Genomic DNA, 22,847 nt, shown 5'->3' with positions numbered 1-22,847 from the left:
CGCCTCGTTCCAAACCCACTTTCCATCCGGTTGACGCTACGGCATCATCGCAATGCCTGCGTGCGAGTCGCGGGTGCAGTGTGGGGAGGGACACATGGCCGCTATCGGAACCGTCGTCATCTACATCATCATGGCTTGCGCGGTTGCCGGCGCCATTGCCTCGATCCGCAACGCGGATGAAGGGCTGGGCAAGGAGTTTCGAGAAGGCATCTATGCGATAGGTCCTATCTTCATTCCCGTTGCAGGCATCATGGCCGCGATCCCCTATCTGTCGGAGTTCGTGCGCGTTCTGGTCGGGCCGCTCTTCTCCGTTATCGGGGCCGACCCCGCCATCGCGGCCACCACCATCATCGCCGTCGACATGGGCGGCTACCAACTGGCTGACGCGCTTGCCGAAACGCGCGACGGCTGGATCATGGCTGCGGTGGTCGGCTACATGGCGGGCGCCACCATCATCTTTTCCATCCCCGTCGGTCTCGCCATGCTCGAAAAGCGCGACCACAAATACATGGCGCTGGGCATCATGTCGGGCATCCTCAGCGTGCCTGTCGGCGTGTTTATCACGTGTGCGATCCTCGCGATGTCCGGGCTGGAGGTGCGCCCCACGGTCAACACCGCCGACACCGAGACGATGCACACCATCGGCCTCACCTTCGGCGCGATCCTCACCAACCTTCTGCCCCTGATAGTCTTTTGCGTCGCCATTGCGTTGGGCTTGAGGTTCGCGCCCGACGCGATGATTACGGGCTTTCTCTGGTTTGGCCGGATCATGTATGCCGGCATCACGCTCGTGCTGGTATTTTCCATCGTCGAATACTTCACCGGCTTTTTCAGCATGGTTTTCGGTGGTTGGGGCTTCGATCCGATTATCGCGGACGAGGCAGACCAGTTCCGCGCGCTCGAGATCGCCGGCTATATCGGCATCATGCTCGCCGGCGCGTTTCCGATGGTGTACCTGCTGACGAAGTATCTGGCCGGGCCGATGGAGGCGCTGGGCAAGCGCATCGGCGTCGAGGCAGCGGGTGCTGCCGGCCTCCTAGCCGCCTGCGCGAATATCATCGCGATGTTCCGGCTGGTGCGCGACATGCGCCCGCAAGACAAGGTGCTGGCCATTGCCTTTGCCGTATGCGCGGCCTTCATGTTCGGCGACCATCTGGCATTCTCGGCCAATTTCCAGCCTGCCACCATCCTGCCGCTGCTGCTGGGCAAGCTTGGCGGTGGCATTGCCGGCTTCGCCATCGCGCTGTGGCTGTCGGTGCCGAAGGCGGTCGAACTGGCCGCGAGCGAGCCGGGTTTCGACGGCGCACAGGTAGCGCCCGCCGAATAGCCATCCAACCTGGGCGCTGGTCTGGATGGAGTGAATGGAACGCAGCGATAAAACTGGACGCCAATGTTCAGGTTCAATAGTCTTGGCTACAGTTTCGCGAGGTTGTCATGAAACCGACCATCCCCCTGATCGTCGCGCTCGCCGCGCTGGCCGGCTGCACCACGACACTGGAGGAGCGTCGCGCAGCCGACGAAGCAGTATGCCGGGACTACGGATTTCGGCAGGGCAGCGAAGCGTTTGCCGAATGCCTGCAGCGCATTGAGCTCGATCGCCGGGCCGAGCGCCGTGCCAGCATGGCGTCGTTCGAACGCAGCAGCTGGCCCGTGGTCATTTACCAGCCTGTTCCCGTGCTCCCGCCGCGCGGCAATTGACGCCTCAGGCCTTCACGCGGCTTGCAGACGGATCATACAGCGGCTCGATATGGATGGTTGCGGGTACGTTTTCCATAGCGACCACCAGTTCGTAGCGGCCTGACGTCAGGAACTGGTCGCTAACGCCTTCTGCATTTCGGACGTAGCCGTAGCCGATGCTCTTGCTGACCGTGTAGCCATAGCCGCCGGAGGTGAGGTAGCCCACCGGCGCGCCGTCGCGCAGGATCGTCTCGCGACCCAGCAGCACGACGTTGGGGTCGTCCATGGTGAAGCAGACCAGCCGCTTCCTGAGCGGCTTGGCTAAGAAGGTTGCGGATGCGTCACGGCCGAGGAAGTCGATATTCTTCTTCAGCTTCACCGCCCAACCCAACCCAGCCTCGAAGGGCGAGTCGTTAGGCGTGATGTCGGAGCCCCAGGCGCGATAGCCTTTTTCCAGCCGCAGCGATTCCAGCGCGCGATAGCCGACCGGCCGTATGTCGAATGGCTTGCCCGCGTCCATCAGCGCATCGAACACTTCGCCCGTCGCGGCTATGGGCACGTGAAGCTCCCAGCCCAGTTCACCGACATAAGTGACGCGCAATGCTCGCACTACGTGGCCCGCGATCGAAATCTCGCGCACGTGACCAAACGGGAAACCGGCGTTGGAGACATCAGCGTCTGTCACTTTTTCGAGAACATCGCGCGCCTTTGGTCCCATCAGCGAGAGGGTGCCGAAGCGCTCCGTCACGTCCACCAGCGCCGCATCGAGCCCGTCGCCGATATGGTCCGAGATCCAGCCGAAGTCATGGGTCCGAAAGCCGGTGCCGGTCACGATATAGAACCGGTCGTCCGAAAGACGCGCCACGGTCAGGTCGGCCTCAATGCCGCCGCGCGTGTTGAGCAACTGCGTGTAGGTCAGCCGACCCGCCGGCTTCGACACGTCGTTGGCGCAGATGAAATCGAGCGCCTTCTGAGCGTCGCTTCCCGACAGCTCGTATTTCGCGAATGACGACTGGTCGAAGATACCGACCTTCTCACGCACATGGGCGTGCTCGCGCCCGACAGCATCGAACCAGTTCTGTCTTCCCATCGAATATTCGTCGCGCGCGCCGGGTTCCTCGGAAAACCAGTTCGGCCGCTCCCAGCCGAGCTTGGAGCCGAACACCGCGCCATGCGCCTTCAGCCTCTCAAAGAGCGGTGAGACGATGGCGGGCCTGCCGCTTTCATATTCCTCATGTGGAAAGCCGACCGTGTAATGCTTGCCGTAGGCTTCCAGCGTGCGCTCGCACACCCAGTCGCGGTTCCGGTGCAGGCCCGAGAAGCGGCGTATGTCGACCGTCCACAGGTCCAGCGGCGCTTCGCCGTCGATGACCCACCGCGCCAGCACCCAGCCAGCGCCGCCGCCCGACGCTATACCGAAGGCGTTGAAGCCCGCACCTACGAACATGTTTGCGCATTCGGGCGCCGCCCCGAGGATGAAGTTGCCGTCGGGCGTGAAGCTCTCCGGCCCATTTATCATCTGCTTGACGCCTGCCGTCTCCAACGCGGGAACACGCTCGATAGCCTGCATCATATGCTGTTCGAAGTGGTCGAAGTCGTCATCGAACAGCCTGAACTCCCAGTCGTTCGGGACATCACCGGTGGTCCATGGCTGCGGGTTGGGCTCGTAGCCGCCCATGACCAGACCGCCGACCTCTTCCTTGAAATAGGTGCGCCGATCGGGGTCACGGATGGTGGGTGCGTCGGCCGAAAGCCCCTCGATCTTCTCAGTGATGATGTACTGGTGCTTCACCGGCTGCAGCGGCACGTTGATGCCGGCCATCGCGCCGACCTGCCGCGCCCACTGTCCCGCGCAGTTGACGACCTTGTCGCAGGCGATGTCACCCTGCGTCGTCTTCACCTTGACGATGCGGGCACCGTCCATCTCGAAGCCCGTCACGCGTACATCCTCGACGATCTTCGCACCGTGCATCCGCGCGCCCTTGGCAAGCGACTGGGTGATGTCGGACGGGCTGGCCTGCCCATCGGTGGGAAGCCATGACGCGCCCACGAGATCGGACACCTCCATCAGCGGCCACATGCGCTTCACCTCCTCCGGAGAGACGAGGTGCATTTCCATGCCGAAGCTCTTGGCCGTTGTCGCCAACCGCCGGAATTCCGTCCACCGGTCTTGGTTGGTTGCCAGCCGCAGGCAGCCGGTCATCTTCCACCCGGTCGCGAGGCCGGTTTCCGCCTCCAGCTGTTTGTAGAGATCGACGGAGTATTTCAGCACTCGCGTGATAGACGCCGACGAGCGCAACTGGCCGACCAGTCCGGCGGCGTGCCACGTGGAGCCGGAGGTCAGCTTGCCCTGCTCCAGAAGCAGGACGTCGGCCTTGTCGCGGGCAAGATGATACGCCGTCGAGCAGCCGATGATGCCACCGCCGATGACGACGATCTGTGCATGGGAGGGAAGCGTCATGGTCATGCTTTTCCGTAGAGGCTGCGATAGCTGTCGAGGGTCGTTGCGAGACGCTCGAGGTTTTCCTCGCTATAGGCGACATAGTCGACACCGGGCGCATCCAGATGCAACTCCGACACCATGCTCCACATCGCCTCACGCAGGAGCGACGCGCACTGCATGGCGGCCAGCGACCGTTTCAGCTCCGGCGTTGGCGACGCGCCGAAATAGATCGCCAGAAGCCCTTCGGATTCGTCAGCCGAAAAACTGGCGTTGGAAGACAGGCCGGCAAGGTCGAACATGGCGGTGGAAAAACCTGCATACTCGAAATCGATCAGCCACAAGCGGTCGCCCGTATCGAGCAGGTTGGCGGGCAGCAGATCGTTGTGGCCGAAGATGATCGGCAACGGCACCTGCGCCGCCTCCATCTCGTGAGACAGTTCCAGATAGCGGGGCAGATCGGGGATCTTGCGGCTCTTTCCGTGCTCCAGCGTGCGTGCATAGTCGCGGATCACATGGAACACCCAGAATATGAAACCTGCGCCTGAAACGTGGGCGGCCATGGTGTCGTGAAACCGCTTTATCAGCTGCGCCACGCCTGCAAGATTGGCGCGTACATCCTCCTCGCCATAGGTTTTTGCTCCCAGATACTCGCTTACCATCACCCCGGGCTGTGTGTAGTGCAGGGCAGGCGCAAAGCCGGCCGCATGAGCTGCGCGGGTGGTCATGATCTCGCGTTCTCGCTGCACGTGATGGAACGGAAAATCCTCGCCGAACCGCACCACGTGCCTGCCTGCGGCGTCGGTGACGAGGAAATTCTGGTTGGAGAGGCCGCCGTGAAGCGGCTCGATTGCGATTTCGCCCTTCCAGCAGGGGAGGGCGCGGATGCGGTCGTTGGGCAGATTCATGGTCGCAGAGTGTTTCGGCCACCGCCTGCTTGTCAATTGCGCTAGGCGCTATGGCCAGTCGGCGAAGCTTGGCGTGGGCGCGTTGACACCCTGAAGCCGTGAGGCCGCCGCCTGCTTGCGGTAGCGACCCGGCGGCATGCCTGTCATGCGCCGGAAGAAGCTGGAGAAGTGCCCCGGATCGTTGAACCCAAGCGCGTGGCCCAGTTGCTGGATGGTCAGCGACGAACGCTCCAGCCGCAGCGCGGCCTCGTGCGCCAGCCTTTCGGAAATCAGCGCCTTAGGGGACTTCCCGATGCCGGTCGTGCAGATTGCGTGCAGCCGGTCGGTGGTGATGCCGAGAGCGTCGGCATACTGCGCGACGCTCCAGTGGCCGCGGAAATTCATCTCCACGAGCTGGCGAAAGCGCTGCAGCAGGCTGTTCTTCTCGCCGATGCCCGAAGGCGCCATTTCCTTGCCGCCCGACACCCGGATCATCGAAACCAGGATGATGCGTAGCAAGGCTGACAGGAGCAGTTGCGAACCCTCCATCGGCTGGCGCAGTTCGTTCAGCACGCCCAGGAAACATCGTTCCAGCAACCTCGCCTGTTCATCCTGTCCCGACAGGGAAAGCACGAAGCTGCGCTCGACAAGATAGTGGAGGCCGACGGATTCCGCCTGGTCGCCGATGGCGGAAACCACCATCGCATCGCTGGCCCAGCCGCGAAAGCCGGTGCCTCCGGCCTCGACCCTCAGTCGCCCCGGTTCGGTGTTGCCGAGCCAGAGAATAGCCGGCGCAGAAACGGCGAAACGCAGGTCGCCGATCTCCGCCTCGCCCGTGCCGTCGGTCAGAAGCACCACATGCCGCGCGACATTTTCGCTCTGTCGGTTGAACGACCATATCCGCGAATGGAGGCTGCTCTCGATAGGTTCGGCTTTCATCTCGTTCCTGACATTTGCCGGCTAACTGGCCCGGCACTCTAGCGCGTGATTTCAGATGGGCCATATTTATACAATAGATAGCCAGATTTTTCTATTCTACCGACCGGGCGCTTTGCTGTTTGCTTGATGGTGGCGGGATCGCGCTTTCGCCAGTCGATTGCGCAACCGGACGGGAGAGCTGGCTGCCAGGGAGGAGACAAGCTTGAACGAGGCCGTGCGCGCCGCGAGCGCATCGACGCAACCGGACGAACGCCCCGCGCCGGCCACAGTGGCCGATGCGCGCCATGCCGCCAATGTTGCGGCATCCGCGTTTCCCGTCTGGTCGCAGACGTCGCCGTCGCAACGCCGCGCGGTGCTCGATCGTGCGGCCGACCTTCTGCTTTCTCACACCGAGGATTTCGTCAGGCTCATCGCGGCCGAGACCGGCGGCACCCGTGCGTGGAGCGAACTTAACTGCCAGCTCGGCGCTTCCATCCTGCGCGAGGCGGCCGCCTCCACCACCAATATCGCTGGTGAGGTCGTGCCCGCCAATCGAACGGGCATGCTCGCAATGGCCGTGAGGCAACCCTGCGGCGTCGTACTGTCCATGGCGCCGTGGAATGCTCCTATTGTACTGGGTGTACGTGCGCTGGCCACCCCGCTTGCCTGTGGCAACACGGTCGTCTTCAAGGCATCCGAGTTATGCCCCCGCACCCATGAGCTGATCGTGAGCGTGCTGGCCGAAGCGGGTTTGCCGGCCGGCGTCGTGGGCATCGTCCACAATGCCGGTGACGAGGCGGAAGAGATCGCCGAGGCACTTATCGCCCACCCCGCTGTGCGCCGGGTCAACTTCACCGGCTCGACGCGCGCCGGCAGGGTCATCGCCTTGCTGTGTGCGCGCCATCTCAAGAAGTGCCTGCTGGAACTCGGCGGCAAGGCTCCGCTGATCGTGCTCGACGATGCCGATGTGGATGAGGCCGTGGCAGCGGCAGCCTACGGCGCGTTCTTTCATCAGGGACAGATCTGCATGTCGACCGAGCGTCTGATCGTGCATGAAGATCTGGTCGGAGCGTTCGTCGAGAAGCTGCGCGCGAAGGCCGAGCGCATGACGGTAGGCGATCCGGGAAAACCGGACAGCAAGATCGGCCCGATGATAAGCGAGCAAGCTGCCAACCGCGTGAAGGCGCTGGTGGACGATGCGCTTATGAAAGGCGCGAAGCTGATCGCCGGCGGCCGTCAGGATGGCGCCTATCTCGACGCGACGATCCTCGATGGAGTCACGCCCAACATGCGCATCTACTATGAGGAAACGTTCGGCCCTGTCGCCTCCGTCATCCGTTACTCGGATGTCGACGAGGCGGTCTCAATCGCCAACGATACGGAATACGGCTTGTCCGCCGCCGTATTCGGCCGCGACGTGGCCCGCGCGCTCAACGTCGCGCAGCGGCTGGAGACGGGCATCTGCCACATCAACGGCGCCACCATCAACGACGAGCCACAGATGCCGTTCGGCGGGGTCAAGGCTTCCGGCTACGGCCGCTTCGGCGGGCGTGCCGGCATAGACGAATTCACCGAGCTTCGGTGGATCACCATTCAGAGCGGGAAACAGGATTACCCGCTCTGACGCTTACGCGCGGGATGATCCCGCGTCTTTCGGCAACCAAGGGAGGAATGACATGCTCAGGAGAACGCTTCTTGCACTGGCCGCATCGGCCGCGACGCTGGCGATGCTGCCGGCAGCCGGCTTGGCGCAGGACGAGGTGCTGAAGATCGGCGCCAGCGCGCCCAAGACCGGGCCGCTCGGCGGCGGCGGCGCGACCAGCCATTGGCCCAACATCCAGCTATGGGTCAACGACGTTAACGAGCGCGGCGGCATCAAGGTCGGCGACAAGCAGCTCAAGGTCGAACTCATCGAATACGACGACAAGACCAGCGCCGAGGAAGCTATCAAGAACATCCAGCGTCTCGCGACAGTCGACAATGTCGACTTTATCGTGACGCCCTACTCGACCGGCCTCAACGTCGCGACCGCGCCGCTCATCGCACGCTACGGCTACCCGCACATCACCACCAGCGCCATCACGGACGGCGTCGAGGAGTTTGCAGAGCGCTGGCCTAACTCGTTCTGGATGCTCGGGACGTCGCGCGAACTCGCCGTTGGTGCTGCCGAAACCCTGACGCGCCTGCGCGATGCGGGCCATATCGGCAACAAGGTGGCGCTCGTTCATGTGGCCGATGCCTTCGGCCTCGAACTGGCCGGTGCAGGCAAGCCCGCACTTGAAGAAGCCGGCTTCGAGATCGTCTACGAGGCTTCCTACCCGTTCGGCACGCAGGATGTCGCCCCCATCATCAGCCAGGCCAAGGCCGCCGCTCCCGATGCATTCGTCGGCTTCTCGTACCCGGGCGACACCTTCGCGCTGACCGAGCAGGCGCAGATACAGGGGCTTGATGTCGGCGCGTTCTACGTCGGCGTCGGCGCATCCTTCCCGGCCTATGCCGGCCGCTTCGGCGCGGCTGCCAACGGCGTGCTGGGCGCCGGCGGCACCAACCCCGACGACGCAACGATCCAGGAGTATCGCGCGCGCCACAAGGAAGTCACGGGGGCCGAGCCGGACTACTGGGCGAGCGCGGTCACCTATTCTGGCCTCCAGGTGCTGGAGCAGGCGATTGAGCAGGCCGGTACCAAGGATCGCGCGGCCGTCATCGAGGCGATCAAGACCGGCACGTTCGACACGGTGATGGGTCCGATCAAGTTCGAAAACAACGTCAACCGCTCGCTCTGGACGGTCGGTCAGTGGAAGGACGGCGTCTTCCACGGCGTCGCCGCCAACGGCATCGACGGTGCCATCGAACCGGTTCGCAAGGAAGGCTGGGAATAGCCCCGGCATAAACCAACCGGCGCGGTTTCGTGCCGCGCCGGTTGGCTTCAATGGTAGATTGATCCATGGAAATTCTGGTTACGGGCATATTGCTGAGCGGCACCTACGCGCTGATCGCGCTGGGGCTGACCTTGCAATACGGCGTCGCGCGCATCATGAACCTTGCCAACGGTGAAACGCTGGTCGCGGGCTGCTTCGTGGCGTTCTGGCTTTACGCCTCATTCGCCATCAGCCCGATCTACGGACTGCTCATCATCGCGCCCGCGGCCTTCGCGCTCAACTGGGCGATCTATCGCTTCGCGCTGCGCCCGCTCGTCAACCGAGCCAAGAACCGCGGCATGCTGGAGGTGGACTCCATCCTCGCCACCTTTGGTTTGCTGTTCCTGCTTCAAGGGTTGATGCTGCTCAGCTTCGGCGGCGAGTATTTCTCCTACACCTTCCTCGCCGAGCGTTTCGTGCTGTTCGGCAGCGCCTACGGGCTCAACCGGGTGGTCGCGTTCGCCGCCGCCGTCGTCATCGCGCTGGCGCTTTACCTGTTCCTGTATCACACGAGGCACGGCACTGCGGTCCGCGCCGTGGCGGCAGATCCTACCTCGGCCAATCTTGTCGCCATCGACGTGGCGCGCACCGCAGCCTTCGCGTTTGCGCTAGGCGGTGCGCTGACGGCCTGTGGTGGCGCGCTGCTTTCGACCTTCTATACGTTCAACGCGTCCATGGGCGTCGTCTTCACGATGAAGGCACTCATCATCGTCATCATGGGCGGGGTGGGCGATATCCGCGGCGCTGTTCTGGCGGCGCTCATCCTCGGTGTGGCCGAGACGGCGGTTGCCAGCCTCATCGATCCAGGCCTCACGCTGGCCGCTACCTACACGCTCTTCATCCTCGTGCTGCTGTTCCGGCCGCAAGGCATCTTCGGGAGGCAGACCACATGAACCTCACGTCACACGAAATCCGCATCGGCCTCGCAGGTGCTGCTGTCGCGGCGCTTGCGGCGACGCTGCCGCTTTTTGATCAGGGCTACTACCTGTCGATATCGGTCAACATCATGCTCTACGCCGCCCTGTGCACGGCGTGGACGCTGTTCTCTGGCCCGACGCACTACATCTCGCTGGCAACCGCCGCCTTCTTCGGGTTGGGCACCTATTCTGTCGGCCTGTGGATCAACCATCTGCCCTATCCGGTTCTGGTCGGCATCGCCGCCCTCGTATCGGCCTCGCTCGCAGGCCTCGTCGGCGCAGCAACGCTGCGGCTGTCAGGCGTCTATTTTGTCATCTTCACACTGGGTCTGGCAGAACTGGTCCGCCAGCTCGTCACCTGGGCGCAGGCCAAGTTCACGACGCGAATGGGGCTTTACGTCTTCACCGACATGACAGAGGAACACATCTACTGGATGCTGCTGGCACTCACCGTGGCTGTCTTCATCACCGGCTGGGCGATTAACCGATCGCGGCTGGGCTTTGCCATGCAGGTCATCGGTAACGATGAGACGGTGGCGAAGCATGTCGGCATCGACACTGCCCGCGCGAAGATCGTGCTGTTCATGGTCTCGGGCGCGTTCATCGGCATCGCCGGCGCGATCAGCGCCCCGCGCTACGCCTATATCGAGCCGCCATCGGCTTTCAATCCTATGATTTCGTTCCTCGTCGTCATCATGGCGCTTCTGGGCGGCACGAAGCGGTTGTGGGGTCCGCTCGTAGGCGTGGTGCCGTTTACCATCGTCATGGACATCGTCTCGGCGCGGTTCCCCAACCACACCTCGATCGTCATCGGCCTCGCCTTCCTCGCTATCGTCTATTTCATTCCCAACGGGGTAACGGGATTGATCGAGCAGGCGCGGGCGAAATGGCAGGCACGCCAGACGGCTGTCGGCGAGGAGAAGGCGGCATGACCGCAGCGCCCATCCTCTCAGTCAACCGCGCGCAGAAGAAGTTCGGCGGCCTTATAGCCGTCAACGACGTATCCTTCGATGTGAAGCAAGGCGAGCTTCTGGGCCTCATCGGCCCCAACGGCTCCGGCAAGACCACGATGCTGAACCTCATCTCCGGCGCGCTCAAGCCAACGGCCGGCGAGATTGCGCTTGGCGGCAAGGCGATTTCGGGACTTGCCGCACATCACATCGCACGCAGGGGCGTGTCGCGCACTTTCCAGCTCGTTCGCGTGCTGCCTTCGCTAGATGCCGAGGGCAACGTCATGGCGGGCGCCGTCTTCGGCCATCGCCGGCTTTGGGGTGAAGAGGCGCGGGAACTGGCGCATCGCTTGCTGGAGCGCGTCGGGCTGGCCGGCAAGGCGCACGCGCCCGTAGCCGCGATGACCTATATCGACCAGAAGCGGCTGGAGCTGGCCCGCGCGCTGGCTTCCGATCCTCGGTTGCTTCTGCTCGACGAATGGCTGGCCGGTCTCAACCCATCCGAACTCAAGATCGGCATCTCGCTCATAGACGAGCTGCGTCACGAAGGCCGCACGATTATCATGGTCGAGCATGTGATGGACGCCATCCGCACGCTCTGCGACCGCTGCGTCGTCATGTCCAGCGGCGTGAAGATCGCCGAAGGTGGCGTGGCCGAGACATTGTCCGACTCCGAAGTCATACGCGCCTATCTGGGGGATGATGATGCTTGAGGTCAGCAACCTCTCCGTCAGCTACGGCCGCCATCGGGCGCTCGAGGGTGTCAGCGCTCGCGTCGACAAGGGCGAGATTTGCGTCGTGCTGGGCGCAAATGGTGCAGGCAAATCCACTCTTCTCAAGGCCATCGCCGGCATCGTGCGGGCCGAAACCGGCAGCACTGTCGTTATGAACGACAAGCCGATCACCGCGCTCAAGCCTCACCGCATAGTCGAAGAAGGCATTGCGCTGGTGCCCGAAGGGCGCGGCATCTTCGGCGACCTGACGGTGGCCGAGAACCTGCGCCTTGGCGCGTTCGCTGCGCGTGCAAGGGCCGGTGAGGCGGAGACGCTGAGGCGCATCTATGCGCTGTTCCCCCGCCTTGCCGAGCGCAAGGCGCAGATCGCGCGCACGATGTCGGGTGGCGAACAGCAGATGGTCGCCATAGGCCGGGCGCTGATGTCCAAACCCGACATCCTGATGCTCGACGAGCCATCGCTCGGCCTGTCGCCGCTGCTATCGCAGGAGCTTTTCCGCGCGCTTGCCGAAGTGGCCAAGACGGGTGTCGGCATTCTGCTGGTCGAGCAGAACGCAAAGCAGAGCCTCAAGATCGCCGAGCGGGGCTACCTGATCGAAAACGGCCACGTCACGGGAGAGAACACCGCCAAGGCACTGATGAACGATCCCGCCGTGGTCAGCGCCTATCTGGGCGGTGCGGCCAAGACGGCGTCGCCCGCCGCCGCGCCGCAGGTGTTGCTGCCTCCGTCAATGCGGCTGCCGGATAGCATCGAAGCGATGAGCCAGGCAATCGGCGATTTTGCCGGGAGAGCAGGGCGCATCCAGCAGGCTTTCGTGCGCGCGCTGCGACGCGATGGTGCCCTGCCATCGGCATTCGTCGGCCGCTACGATCCGAAGGCCGCTGCCGACCCATGGGCCGAAATCGCGGAGGCATCGCCTTCGCAGGCGCAAACGCGCGCGGCGACAGTTTCGCAGGATGCACGCAAACTCTCCGACGATGCCGTCGCACTGGCAGCGCGTGCGAGCGAGCGACTGGTTGCACATGTGGTCGCCTCCCGCCTCACTGCGCCGCGGCCCAGCGCTTTCGTGGCATCGCCGAAGCCTGAGCCGGCATCGCATCAGCCGCAATCGGCGCTAAACGGCTCGCACGGGCTGATCGGCCACAACAGTGCCGGACTTGCCATCGACGATGAGGCGCAGGCTCCAAATCGGGCGGCCGGATTGTCGATTGCCGAGCTGGTTGCTCGCGCGGCCTCGATCCACGCGGCTCACGTGACCGCCCAGCGGGGCAAGCGCCTGACCGCCTACACCATTCCCGCCCGGCCTTCTCCCAAGGCCGGAAAATCCGAAACCGCTGGCAAGAAGCGGAAGAAGCACAAGGAGGCTTGAATATGGCTCGCGTTTTCGAAGGCATGTATATCGGCGGCGGCTGGGCTGCCGCCAAGAAGACCTTCAAGGACCTCAACCCCGCCGACGGCTCCGTGTGGGCCGACGTGCCTGACAGCGGCCGCGCCGAGACGGCCGCCGCCATTGAGGCGGCGCATGCGGCGTTCCCCGAATGGTCGCAACTGCCGTTTTCCAAGCGCGCCCACTACCTGCATAAGGCTGCCGAGATCTGGGAACGGCGACGCATGGAAATCGTCGATGCCATCCAGGCCGAGGGCGGCGGCTGGTTCGGCAAGGGCATGTTCGAAACCGGCTACGTTCCTGAGGTTTTCCATGCTGCCGCGGCGTCCGTGTGGAACCCGATCGGCGAGGTCATGCCGTCCGAATACGGCAAGGTCTCGATGGCGACGCGCCGGCCGATGGGCGTTGTGTCGGTCATCTCGCCATGGAACTTCCCCTGCATCCTCACCGCGCGCGGCTTTCTCTTTCCGCTGGTCGCCGGCAACACCATCGTGCTCAAGCCGTCGGAGGAGACGCCCTATCTGGGAGGTCTGCTCTTCGCCGAGATTTTCGAGGAGGCAGGCCTGCCCAAAGGCGTCTTCAATGTCGTCACCTGCTCGCGCGAAAATGTGCAGGAAGTGGGCGACGAGCTGATCGAGCACCCCTACGTCAAGGGCATCTCGTTTACCGGGTCCACCGCGGTCGGCCGGCAGATCGCGGCCAAGGCGGGCGCGCATCTCAAGAAGTGTTGCGTGGAGCTCGGTGGCAAGGACTCCCTTATCGTCCTGGACGACGCCGAGATGGAGCGCGCCACCCAGGCCGCCAATTTCGGCTCCTTCATGCATCAGGGCCAGATCTGCATGTCCGTCGAGAAGGTGCTGGTCCACGAGAAGATTTTCGACGACTTCCTCAAGCGTTTCGTCGAGCGCGCCTCCAAGCTCAAGGTCGGTGACCCGACCAAGAGCAAGGAGCACATCATAGGCCCGCTTATCAACGACAAGCAGGTTGCCAAGGTGAAGGAGCAGCTCGAAGACGCCATCGCCAAGGGAGCGAAGGTCGTGCTCGGCGGCAAGATCGAGGGCCGTTTTGTCGAGCCGACGATCCTAACCGGCGTCACGCCCGACATGAAACTCTATCAGGACGAGACGTTCGGCCCCGTCGTTCCGGTCATTCCCTTCCGTACCGACGACGAGGCGGTACAGATCGCCAACGACACCGAGTACGGCCTGTCGGCCGGCGTGATGACGCGCGACGAGAACCGCGGCCTGGCCATCGTCAACCGTCTGGACACAGGCAATTGCCACATCAACTGTTCCTCGGTGAACGACGAGCCGCATGTACCGTTCGGCGGATTCAAGGCTTCCGGGGTCGGCAAGCATGGCGGGCGCTGGTCGCTTGAAACCTTCACCGAAACGCGCTGGATCACGCTCGATCGCGGCGGCCGGCCCTATCCTCCGGTTTTCTGAAAACACGAGACGCAAACCAGAAGGCCGAAAGTCATCCTTTCGGCCTTCTCTTTTGGCGGTGGATACCAGTTGTGATGATGTAAGAGTCACATCGTTTATGCTATTTTCTGCCCCGCCTTTATTGGGAGGGGTGTACGATGACCAACATATCCAACTATTACTTCAAGACGGCGATCGTTTTCCTTATCGTCGGCATCATGGTCGGCCTGCATATGTCGATCACCCACAGCTATGCACCGGCGGGCGCGCATGCCCACATCAACCTGCTCGGCTGGGTCACTATGTTCCTGTTCGGCGTCTATCTGGCGCTTCATCCGAGCAAGGGCGCAACGCGCCTGGCGAGGATACAATACTTCGTCTACACGATCGGCGTCGCCGTCATGACGCCGAGCCTTTACATGCTCCTGAGCGGGCGGACCGAACTGGAACCGCTGGTCGCCATATCGTCGCTGGTCACCTTTGCAGGCGTTCTGTTGTTTGCGGTGATCATCTTCCGCAGGGAGGCCTGAACGCCGGTTTCCCGCAGGCTGTCATCTGCCCGTCATCCCGGCGAGCTATGTCTGCCTGCGAGAAGAGATCGCCAGTCGATGACCGCGGATGAACCGGCATAGGCGAGAGCGTAGGGAAGGGTCGGGTCAATCCCGGCCTTTTTCGTTTGCGGTGACACGATTCCGTCAACCCGCCCTTGCCAGTGCGACGGCATCTGGCCCTGCCGGATAGCGCAGGCGGCTCGACGTGTCGTTGGCGGCCAGCCAGATCGTCTCGGCCACATCGTTTTCCCTCGTCGTCTGGGCCGGTCTGGCGAATTCGGCAAAGATCGGCCCTGCAAAATCTGCGTAGGGCTCGGGGATCAGATCTGCGACCGGAATATCTGTGTTCGCCGCAAATCGCGTTGTCGGCGCGTAACCCGGTTCCACCAGCTTCACCCGGATGCCGAACACATCCAGTTCATGAGCCAAAGAGCCGGTAAAACCTTCAATGGCCTGTTTGCTGGCGGTGTAGGCTGCAGCCAGCGGCATCGGCGCCAAGGTCACGCTGGAGGTCACGTTGACGACGGTGCCCGCACGCCGCGCCCGCATCTGCGGGATCACGGCCTGTACCATGGCCATCACACCGAAGGTGTTGGCCTCGAACACTTTGCGTATATGAGACATGGGCGTCGCCTCGAAGGCCCCGACCACGCCGATCCCTGCATTGTTGACGAGAACGTCGATAGGGCCGGCGACCTCGATCGCGGCGGCGATGCTGGGCTCGCTGGTTACGTCGAGCTGGAGAAGACGAATGCGCTCCGAGACGGGGAGCAACCCGTCGCGGGGATTGCGCATGGTCGCGATGACGCGCCAGCCCTGCGCATGGAAATGGCGTGCCGTTTCAAGTCCGTAGCCGGACGAGCAACCGGTGATCAGTACGGTTTTCATTCAGGTCTCCTATGTGTGTTTGGTGTTGACGAGACCTATGTAGCCAATGGATGATGGACCATCATCGATCAGAAGTCCTATATTCATTGGAGATAGTCCGGTTTTGATCGACCCATTGTCCCAGGTGATCCAGTTACTGCGACCGAGCGCGGTGTTTTCCAAAGGCATCTGCGGTGCCGGCCGCTGGGCGGTGCGCTATGGCGAATTTGGCCAAGCGGGTTTCTGCGCCGTCACGGAAGGGAGGTGTCACCTTGCCGTCGATGGTGAGGCGCCTGTTGTTCTTGAAGCCGGTGACTTCGTCCTGCTGCCAGCTACACCTGCCTTCACCATGTCCGGCTTCGAGCCCGCACCCCTCCGACATATAGATCCGCAGGCCTCCCTGTCGCCGGGCCGCGAAATCCGCTACGGCCGCCAAGATGGACCAGTGGACGTCCGTCAGTTCGGCGGCTGGTTCAAATTCGGGTCGCCCGACGCGGCGCTGCTTGTGTCGCGTCTTCCGCGCATGATCCACGTGCGCGGTGTCCCGCGGCTGGCGCAACTTGTGCGCCTGGTCGGCGAGGAAGCGGCGTGCGACAATATCGGCCGGGACTTCATACTCGAACGGCTGGTGGAAATTCTGCTCATTGAGGCGCTGCGCGCGGCACCCGGCCATGAGGCGGGTCCGGGCCTGCTGCGCGGTCTGGCCGACGCCCGTATCGCGAAAGCGCTGCGATGCATGCACGGCGACATGGAGCGTTCCTGGACCATCCCCGACCTCGCACGCGAAGCCGGTATGTCCCGGTCGGCCTTCTTCGACCGCTTCACCAGAATGACCGGCGTCAGGCCTATGGAGTATCTCCTGTCCTGGCGTATGGCGGTTGCCAAGAGCCTTCTGCGAGGTGGCGATATTGCCCTGGATGAAGTGGCTGGTCGTATCGGCTACGGGTCGGCGAGCACTTTCAGCACGGCCTTCAGCCGTCACGTCGGCATTGCGCCGGGCCGCTTCATGAGAATGGCGCTGGCCGAGGTCGATACGGCGCGCGCTCGACCGATGGCTGGATGATCGGACGCGCTCTAGCCTGCCTTGCGCTCCTCCGGCGCGGGTCGCCTGATCGTCCCTGCCGCTTCCAGCACGATCGGCTTCAGGTCCCCACCACCGGCATCGACGACTTCGAACAGATGGCGTCGCATCCGCGGTTCCCAGAACTTGTTGATGTGTTCGGCCACGCCCGCGACGCCCTCGTCGTGCGGTTTGGATTCGAAGAAGGTTCCGATCTGGTTCGCCATCCGCACCAGCTTGGCGTACGGGTCGAAGGGAGTTTCGTCATGCGACATCGCGTGCATCTCCGCTTTTCAGCCGCTCGGGATGGGTGAAGACGTCGAAGTCCTCGCCCCGCACCAGCGCGACAAGCGTCATGCCGGCGGCATCGGCCGTGCGGATCGCCAGCGCCGTCGGCGCGGAAACGGCAAGTATGAACGGCGCTCCGATGGCAGCCGTCTTCTGCACCATTTCCACCGACACGCGCGATGTGACCACCACTGCGCCCGACGCACCCGCGATGCCCGCCTTGCTCAGCGCGCCGGCCAACTTGTCGAGTGCGTTGTGGCGGCCCACATCCTCACGCGCCATCACGATGCCCTTGCCTGGCACGTAGAAGCCTGCGGCGTGCACCGCGCCAGTCTCTGCATGGAAAGGTTGCTGCTTCGAAAGCAACTGCACCGCCTCGGTAATCTGGGAAGCATCCAGAGCCAGGGTCGAGCCGCGTACCGTGTCCACGTCGCGCATCGCTTCGTCGATAGATTCGATCCCGCACAACCCACAGCCTACGGGCCCGGCCAGTCGCCTGCGCCGCGCCTCGAAGCGTGTATTGGCGGTGTCCTTAAGCCTGATCTGGATGTCCACGCCGGCGCCCACATCCTGCATCGTCACGCTTTCGATCTCGTCCGCTTTGGCGACGATCCCCTCGGTGATCGAAAAACCGACTGCGAAATCCTCGAAATCCGCCGGGCTTGCCATCATCACCGCATGCGTCGTGCCGGCATAAGACAGCGCGACCGGCGTCTCTTCCGGCACGTTGCGCGCCGCGGCTTTCATTCCCGACGCGCGCCGTGCGATGCGCGTCGTCGAGGTGACGGGCGGGCGGGCGGTCACTCCGCCGCCTCCATGTGTCCTTCGATCCGGCGGCTCTTGCGCGACAGGTCTTCATATTCTTCCTGCCACCGAGACGGCCCGTTCGAAGGGCCGACCTGCACCGCCGTCACCTTGTATTCGGGGCAGTTCGTCGCCCAGTCAGAATAGTCGGTGGTAATGACGTTGGCCTGCGTGTCTGGGTGATGGAACGTTGTGTAGACCACGCCCGGCGCGACCTTGTCGGTGATCGTCGCGCGCAGCGTCGTCTCGCCCGAGCGGCTGGTCAGGCGCACCCAGTCTCCGTCACGCACACCTCGCTGCTCGGCGTCGTGTGGGTGGATTTCAAGCACGTCCTCGTCGTGCCAGATGACGTTCGGCGTGCGTCGCGTCTGCGCTCCGACATTATACTGGCTGAGGATGCGGCCGGTGGTCAGCAGCAGCGGGAAGCGCGGCCCGGTCTTCTCGTCGGTCGCGACATATTCGGTGCGGATGAACTTGCCCTTGCCGCGCACGAACCCGTCCACATGCATGATCGGCGTGCCCGCAGGCGCCTTGTCATTGCAAGGCCACTGTACCGAGCCCATTCGCTCCAGATAGTCGTAGCAGACATTGGCGAAGGACGGCGTCGTCTGTGCGATCTCGTCCATGATCTGCGACGGGTGGTCGTAGGCCCAGTTGAGCCCCATCGCCTGCGCAAGCCTTTGCGTTACCTCCCAGTCGGCAAGCCCGTTCTTCGGGGCCATCACCTTGCGCACGCGGTTGATGCGCCGCTCGGCATTGGTGAACGTGCCGTCCTTCTCAAGGAACGTCGAACCCGGCAGGAAAACATGCGCATACCGCGCGGTCTCGTTGAGGAACAGGTCGTGCACGACGACGCATTCCATCGCGGCAAGGCCGGCGGAGACATGCTTGGTGTCGGGGTCGGACTGCAGGATGTCCTCACCCTGGATGTATATGCCCCTAAACGTGCCTTCCACTGCGGCGTCGAGCATGTTGGGAATGCGCAGGCCCGGCTCGGTGTCAATCTTGACGCCCCACAGCGCCTCGTAGATGTCACGCACCGCATCGCCCGATACGTGGCGGTAGCCCGGCAGTTCGTGCGGGAACGAGCCCATGTCGCACGAGCCCTGAACGTTGTTCTGGCCGCGCAACGGGTTTACGCCCACCCCCGGGCGGCCGATATTGCCGGTCAGCATGGCGAGGTTCGCGATGCCCATCACGGTCGTCGAGCCCTGGCTGTGCTCGGTTACGCCAAGACCGTAATAAATCGCGCCGTTGCCGCCAGTGGCGTAGAGCCGGGCCGCGCCACGGATCGTCTCGGCCTCCACGCCCGTGAAAGCTTCCACCGCCTCCGGGCTGTAGGCCTTGTCGGAAACGAACTCGGCATAATCCTCGAACTCGGACCAGTCGCACCGCTCGCGGATGAAAGCCTCGTCGAACAGCCCTTCGGTGACGATGACGTGCGCCATCGCCGTCACGATCGCGACGTTGGTTCCGGGCTTGAGCGGCAGATGATAGGACGCTTCGACATGCGGCGACTTCACGGTCTCCGTGCGGCGCGGGTCGATCACGATGAGCTTCGCCCCTTGGCGCAGGCGCTTCTTCATGCGCGAGGCGAATACAGGGTGCCCGGCGGCAGGGTTGGCACCGATCACCATGACGACGTCGGAATGCTCGACGGAATCGAAATCCTGCGTGCCAGCCGACGTTCCATAGGTCTGGCCGAGGCCGTAGCCGGTGGGCGAGTGACAGACGCGGGCGCAGGTATCGACATTGTTGTTGCCGAAACCCTGCCGGATCAGCTTCTGAACGAGGTAGGTTTCCTCGTTGGTACAGCGCGAGGAGGTGATGCCGCCGATCGCGCCCCTGCCATACTGGTACTGGATGCGGCGGAACTCTCCGGCGATGTGGGCGAAGGCTTCCTCCCAGGTCACCTCACGCCAAGGGTCCGTGATTTTCTCGCGCACCATCGGGTTCAGGATGCGTTCCTTGTGGGTCGCGTATCCATAGGCAAAGCGGCCCTTAACGCAGCTATGGCCGCGATTGGCCTTGCCGTCCTTGTAGGGCACCATGCGCACCAGTTCGTCGCCGCGCATCTCAGCCTTGAACGAGCAGCCAACACCGCAATAGGCACAGGTGGTGACGACCGAGCGTTCCGGCTGGCCGATCTCGATGACGGATTTTTCGGTGAGCGTCGCAGTAGGGCAGGCTTGCACGCAAGCGCCGCAGGACACGCATTCCGAAGAAAGGAAATCCTGATGCATGCCGGGCGACACGCGGCTGCCGAAGCCGCGGCCCTCAATCGTCAGCGCAAACGTGCCCTGCACTTCCTCGCAGGCACGCACGCAGCGCGAGCAGACGATGCATTTGGACGGATCGTAGGTGAAGTAAGGGTTGGACTCGTCCTTCGGCATCCAACGCATGTTTGCAGTGCCATCCGACAGTGCGCCCCAGCTTTTCGCAAACACATGGTTGTCGCCATCGTAGCCGTAGCGAACGTCGCGCAGGCCGACCGCGCCGGCCATGTCCTGCAATTCGCAATCTCCGTTTGCTGCGCAGGTCAGGCAGTCGAGCGGATGGTCGGAGATGTAGAGCTCCATCACGCCGCGGCGGATGTCCTTCAGGCGACCAGTCTGCGTGTGCACGACCATGCCTTCGGCAACGGGCGTGGTGCAGGAGGATGGCGTGCCGTTGCGGCCTTCGATCTCGACGAGGCAGAGCCGGCAGGATCCGAACGCGTCGACCATGTCGGTCGCGCAGAGCTTGGGGATGGCGATGCCCGCATCCATTGAGGCGCGCATGATCGATGTGCCTTCGGGCACCGTCACCTCGAAGCCGTCGACCGTCAGCGTGATCTGCTTTTCGGCCCGGGAGGCCGGTGTTCCGTAGTCGATTTCGTGAACGAGACCCATGGCGGTTCTCCTATTCTGCCGCTTCTGCGACGGCACGCGGCGCGAAGTCATCCGGGAAATGATTGATGGCGCTCATGACCGGGTAGGGCGTGAAGCCCCCCAACGCGCAGAGTGAACCGAATTTCATCGTGTTGCAGAGGTCTGTAACGAGCGCGAGGTTCTTCTCCGGTTCGACGCCTGCCGCCACCTTGTCGAGCGTCTCGACGCCTCGTGTGGAGCCGATACGGCAGGGCGTGCACTTGCCGCAACTCTCGATGGCGCAGAACTCCATCGCGAACCGCGCCTGCTTGAGCATGTCGGCGGTCTCGTCGAAGACGGTTATGCCGGCATGGCCGATCAGCCCGTCCTTGGCTGCGAAAGCTTCATAGTCGAACGGCGTGTCGAACAGCGCGCGCGGGAAATATGCGCCGAGCGGCCCGCCCACCTGAACCGCCTTGATCTCACGGCCGGTCGCCGTGCCGCCGCCGATCTCGTCCACGATCTCGCCCAGCGTCATGCCGAACGCGGCCTCGAAAAGCCCGCCATGCTTCACGTTGCCGGCGATCTGGATCGGGATGGTGCCGCGTGAGCGGCCCATGCCGAAATCGCGGTAGTACTCCGCACCCTTGTCCAGAATAACAGGCACCGAAGCCAGCGAGATAACGTTGTTGATGACCGTCGGCTTGCCAAACAGGCCCTGAATGGCCGGCAGCGGCGGCTTGGCGCGCACCACGCCGCGCTTTCCTTCCAGCGAATTGAGCAGTGAGGTTTCCTCGCCGCAGACATACGCGCCCGCGCCGGCACGAATTTCAATGTCGAAGGCGTTGGGCGAGCCCATCACCGCAGGGCCCAGCACGCCTGCGCGCCGGGCGACCTGCACCGCCTTTTCCATCATGCGGATCGCGTGTGGATATTCGGAGCGGATATAGACGAACCCCTTGGTCGCGCCCGTAGCCAGGCCGGCGATCGCCATGCCTTCGATCAAGACGAAGGGGTCGCCCTCCATGATCATGCGGTCGGCGAAGGTGGCAGAATCGCCCTCGTCGGCGTTGCAGACGATGTATTTGCGGTCGGCTACCGCGCCCAGCACCGTGTTCCACTTGATGCCGGTCGGGAAGCCAGCGCCACCACGCCCGCGAAGGCCGGAATCCGTCACGGTCTTTACGATGTCGGCGGGCGTCATCGCTGCGGCCTTTTCGAGCCCGGTGAGACCGCCATGGGCTCGATAGTCGTCGAGCGACAGGGGATCGGTTTTGCCACAGCGCGCGAATGTCAGGCGTGTCTGGCGTGCGAGAAACGGTATCCGCTCAGGATCGCCCAGCGAAAGCCGGTGGTTGCCGCCCGAAAGAAACTCCGCATCGAAAAGCGACAGCACATCCGCCGCCTTCACCGGGCCATACGCGACGCGACCGCTTTCAGTCGCAACCTCGACCATCGGCTCCAGCCAGTACATCCCGCGCGACCCGTTGCGCACGATTCTGGCCTCAACCCCGCGCGTCTCAAGCTCGGATGCGATTGAATTCGCCACCTTGTCGGCGCCAAGCGCCAGTGCACCTGAATCGGTCGGTACGTAGATGATGGCGGTCACGTCCGTACCTCCCGCACAATCTCTGCCACGGCATCGGCATCGACGCGTCCGATAACCTCGCCGTCGAGCATCGCAGCGGGCGCGCAGGCGCAGAGGCCAAGGCAGTATACCGGCTCCAGCGTCACCGATCCGTCGCCTGCCGTCTCATGAAAGCCGATGCCCAGCGCGGTCTTCACCTGTGCTGCAACGGCATCGGAACCCATCGACTGGCAGGCTTCCGCCTGGCAGAGTTTCAGCACGTGCCGGCCCGCGGGTTTGCTGCGATAGTCGTGATAGAAGGTGACGACGCCGTGCACCTCGGCATTCGACAGGTTGAGCGCACCGGCAATCACCGGCAGCGCCTCCTGCGGCACGTAGCCGAACTCTTCCTGAATGCCATGCAAAATGGGCAGCAACGGCCCTTCGAGAGCCTTGAACTCATCGATGATCGCGGCGACCTGCGCCTCGGTTTGGGTACCTTGCGGCTGCATCATCGTGCAGCGCCCTCCCTTTAACCAGTCGAAACTTGCTAAGTGTCTATGAAAACAGAGGAAACCGGCAGGATCAATAAAGCTGTTCCGTTGCTTG

Annotated in this window: 19 protein-coding genes and 1 pseudogene; 11 read left to right on the top strand and 9 right to left on the bottom strand. The window is 63.3% G+C overall.

Annotation, left to right across the window (positions count from 1 at the left end):
* Positions 1 to 94: 94 nt before the first annotated feature.
* Both eutH and FY036_RS21560 read left to right on the top strand, forming a co-directional pair.
* Complete coding sequence (gene eutH, locus FY036_RS21565; RefSeq protein ID WP_148916841.1) at positions 95 to 1,327, top strand: ethanolamine utilization protein EutH; 1,233 nt, start codon at positions 95 to 97, stop codon at positions 1,325 to 1,327.
* Between the two features lie 107 nt (positions 1,328 to 1,434).
* Positions 1,435 to 1,698, top strand: a complete 264-nt coding sequence (locus FY036_RS21560; RefSeq protein ID WP_148916840.1) for a hypothetical protein — start codon at positions 1,435 to 1,437, stop codon at positions 1,696 to 1,698.
* Between the two features lie 4 nt (positions 1,699 to 1,702).
* Here FY036_RS21560 and FY036_RS21555 read toward each other — a convergent pair whose 3' ends face one another.
* The 3 genes from FY036_RS21555 to FY036_RS21545 are packed head-to-tail and all read right to left on the bottom strand — an operon-like array spanning position 1,703 to position 5,943.
* The gene (locus FY036_RS21555) at positions 1,703 to 4,138 is read right to left on the bottom strand and encodes a GcvT family protein (RefSeq protein WP_148916839.1); all 2,436 of its coding nucleotides are present in this window, start codon (positions 4,136 to 4,138) and stop codon (positions 1,703 to 1,705) included.
* A 2-nt stretch (positions 4,139 to 4,140) separates the two neighbouring features.
* On the bottom strand, positions 4,141 to 5,025 hold the full coding sequence (locus tag FY036_RS21550) for a choline/ethanolamine kinase family protein (RefSeq protein WP_148916838.1): 885 nt from the start codon (positions 5,023 to 5,025) through the stop codon (positions 4,141 to 4,143).
* A 48-nt stretch (positions 5,026 to 5,073) separates the two neighbouring features.
* The gene (locus tag FY036_RS21545) at positions 5,074 to 5,943 is read right to left on the bottom strand and encodes a helix-turn-helix domain-containing protein (RefSeq protein WP_148916837.1); all 870 of its coding nucleotides are present in this window, start codon (positions 5,941 to 5,943) and stop codon (positions 5,074 to 5,076) included.
* 202 nt (positions 5,944 to 6,145) lie between these two features.
* On the opposite strand from FY036_RS21545, the gene FY036_RS21540 reads away from it, so the two are divergent.
* From FY036_RS21540 to opgC, 8 genes and pseudogenes are all read left to right on the top strand, one after another.
* Positions 6,146 to 7,546: an aldehyde dehydrogenase gene (locus tag FY036_RS21540; RefSeq protein WP_407941198.1), complete on the top strand. Its 1,401-nt coding sequence runs from the start codon at positions 6,146 to 6,148 to the stop codon at positions 7,544 to 7,546.
* Between the two features lie 52 nt (positions 7,547 to 7,598).
* Positions 7,599 to 8,801: an amino acid ABC transporter substrate-binding protein gene (locus FY036_RS21535; RefSeq protein ID WP_148916835.1), complete on the top strand. Its 1,203-nt coding sequence runs from the start codon at positions 7,599 to 7,601 to the stop codon at positions 8,799 to 8,801.
* Positions 8,802 to 8,866: 65 nt separating this feature from the next.
* Entirely contained in the window at positions 8,867 to 9,733 is an 867-nt protein-coding gene (locus FY036_RS21530; protein ID WP_148916834.1) for a branched-chain amino acid ABC transporter permease, read from the top strand.
* Complete coding sequence (locus FY036_RS21525) at positions 9,730 to 10,689, top strand: branched-chain amino acid ABC transporter permease (protein ID WP_148916833.1); 960 nt, start codon at positions 9,730 to 9,732, stop codon at positions 10,687 to 10,689. The genes FY036_RS21530 and FY036_RS21525 overlap by 4 nt, the downstream gene beginning before the upstream one ends.
* Entirely contained in the window at positions 10,686 to 11,420 is a 735-nt protein-coding gene (locus FY036_RS21520) for an ABC transporter ATP-binding protein (protein ID WP_148916832.1), read from the top strand. The genes FY036_RS21525 and FY036_RS21520 overlap by 4 nt, the downstream gene beginning before the upstream one ends.
* A pseudogene (locus tag FY036_RS24170) lies at positions 11,413 to 12,117 on the top strand (ABC transporter ATP-binding protein); the annotation flags it as partial. The gene FY036_RS21520 and the pseudogene FY036_RS24170, both read left to right, overlap by 8 nt.
* 695 nt (positions 12,118 to 12,812) lie before the next feature.
* The gene (locus FY036_RS21510; protein WP_148916830.1) at positions 12,813 to 14,273 is read left to right on the top strand and encodes an aldehyde dehydrogenase family protein; all 1,461 of its coding nucleotides are present in this window, start codon (positions 12,813 to 12,815) and stop codon (positions 14,271 to 14,273) included.
* 137 nt (positions 14,274 to 14,410) lie between these two features.
* Positions 14,411 to 14,782: an OpgC domain-containing protein gene (gene opgC / locus FY036_RS21505; RefSeq protein ID WP_148916829.1), complete on the top strand. Its 372-nt coding sequence runs from the start codon at positions 14,411 to 14,413 to the stop codon at positions 14,780 to 14,782.
* A gap of 165 nt (positions 14,783 to 14,947) precedes the next feature.
* Here opgC and FY036_RS21500 read toward each other — a convergent pair whose 3' ends face one another.
* Complete coding sequence (locus FY036_RS21500; protein WP_148916828.1) at positions 14,948 to 15,691, bottom strand: SDR family oxidoreductase; 744 nt, start codon at positions 15,689 to 15,691, stop codon at positions 14,948 to 14,950.
* Between the two features lie 103 nt (positions 15,692 to 15,794).
* Here FY036_RS21500 and FY036_RS21495 point away from each other — a divergent pair, with 103 nt between their 5' ends.
* Entirely contained in the window at positions 15,795 to 16,733 is a 939-nt protein-coding gene (locus FY036_RS21495; protein ID WP_148917144.1) for an AraC family transcriptional regulator, read from the top strand.
* Positions 16,734 to 16,744: 11 nt separating this feature from the next.
* On the opposite strand, the gene FY036_RS21490 is transcribed toward FY036_RS21495, so the two are convergent.
* The 5 genes from FY036_RS21490 to FY036_RS21470 are packed head-to-tail and all read right to left on the bottom strand — an operon-like array spanning position 16,745 to position 22,750.
* Positions 16,745 to 17,005, bottom strand: coding sequence for a formate dehydrogenase subunit delta (locus FY036_RS21490; RefSeq protein WP_148916827.1), 261 nt, complete (start codon positions 17,003 to 17,005; stop codon positions 16,745 to 16,747).
* On the bottom strand, positions 16,995 to 17,765 hold the full coding sequence (gene fdhD / locus FY036_RS21485) for a formate dehydrogenase accessory sulfurtransferase FdhD (RefSeq protein ID WP_235897784.1): 771 nt from the start codon (positions 17,763 to 17,765) through the stop codon (positions 16,995 to 16,997). Before fdhD ends, FY036_RS21490 begins: the two co-directional genes overlap by 11 nt.
* 53 nt (positions 17,766 to 17,818) lie before the next feature.
* Positions 17,819 to 20,713, bottom strand: a complete 2,895-nt coding sequence (gene fdhF, locus FY036_RS21480) for a formate dehydrogenase subunit alpha (protein ID WP_148916825.1) — start codon at positions 20,711 to 20,713, stop codon at positions 17,819 to 17,821.
* Positions 20,714 to 20,723: 10 nt separating this feature from the next.
* Positions 20,724 to 22,280, bottom strand: a complete 1,557-nt coding sequence (locus FY036_RS21475; protein ID WP_148916824.1) for a formate dehydrogenase beta subunit — start codon at positions 22,278 to 22,280, stop codon at positions 20,724 to 20,726.
* On the bottom strand, positions 22,277 to 22,750 hold the full coding sequence (locus FY036_RS21470) for a formate dehydrogenase subunit gamma (protein ID WP_148917143.1): 474 nt from the start codon (positions 22,748 to 22,750) through the stop codon (positions 22,277 to 22,279). The genes FY036_RS21475 and FY036_RS21470 overlap by 4 nt, the downstream gene beginning before the upstream one ends.
* Positions 22,751 to 22,847: the final 97 nt, after the last annotated feature.

The sequence above is a fragment of the Neoaquamicrobium microcysteis genome (assembly GCF_008180155.1).
GTDB classification, from domain to species: domain Bacteria; phylum Pseudomonadota; class Alphaproteobacteria; order Rhizobiales; family Rhizobiaceae; genus Aerobium; species Aerobium microcysteis.
Note: the sequence above shows the minus strand (reverse complement) of the source record. Positions and strands in the feature narration are given on the sequence as shown.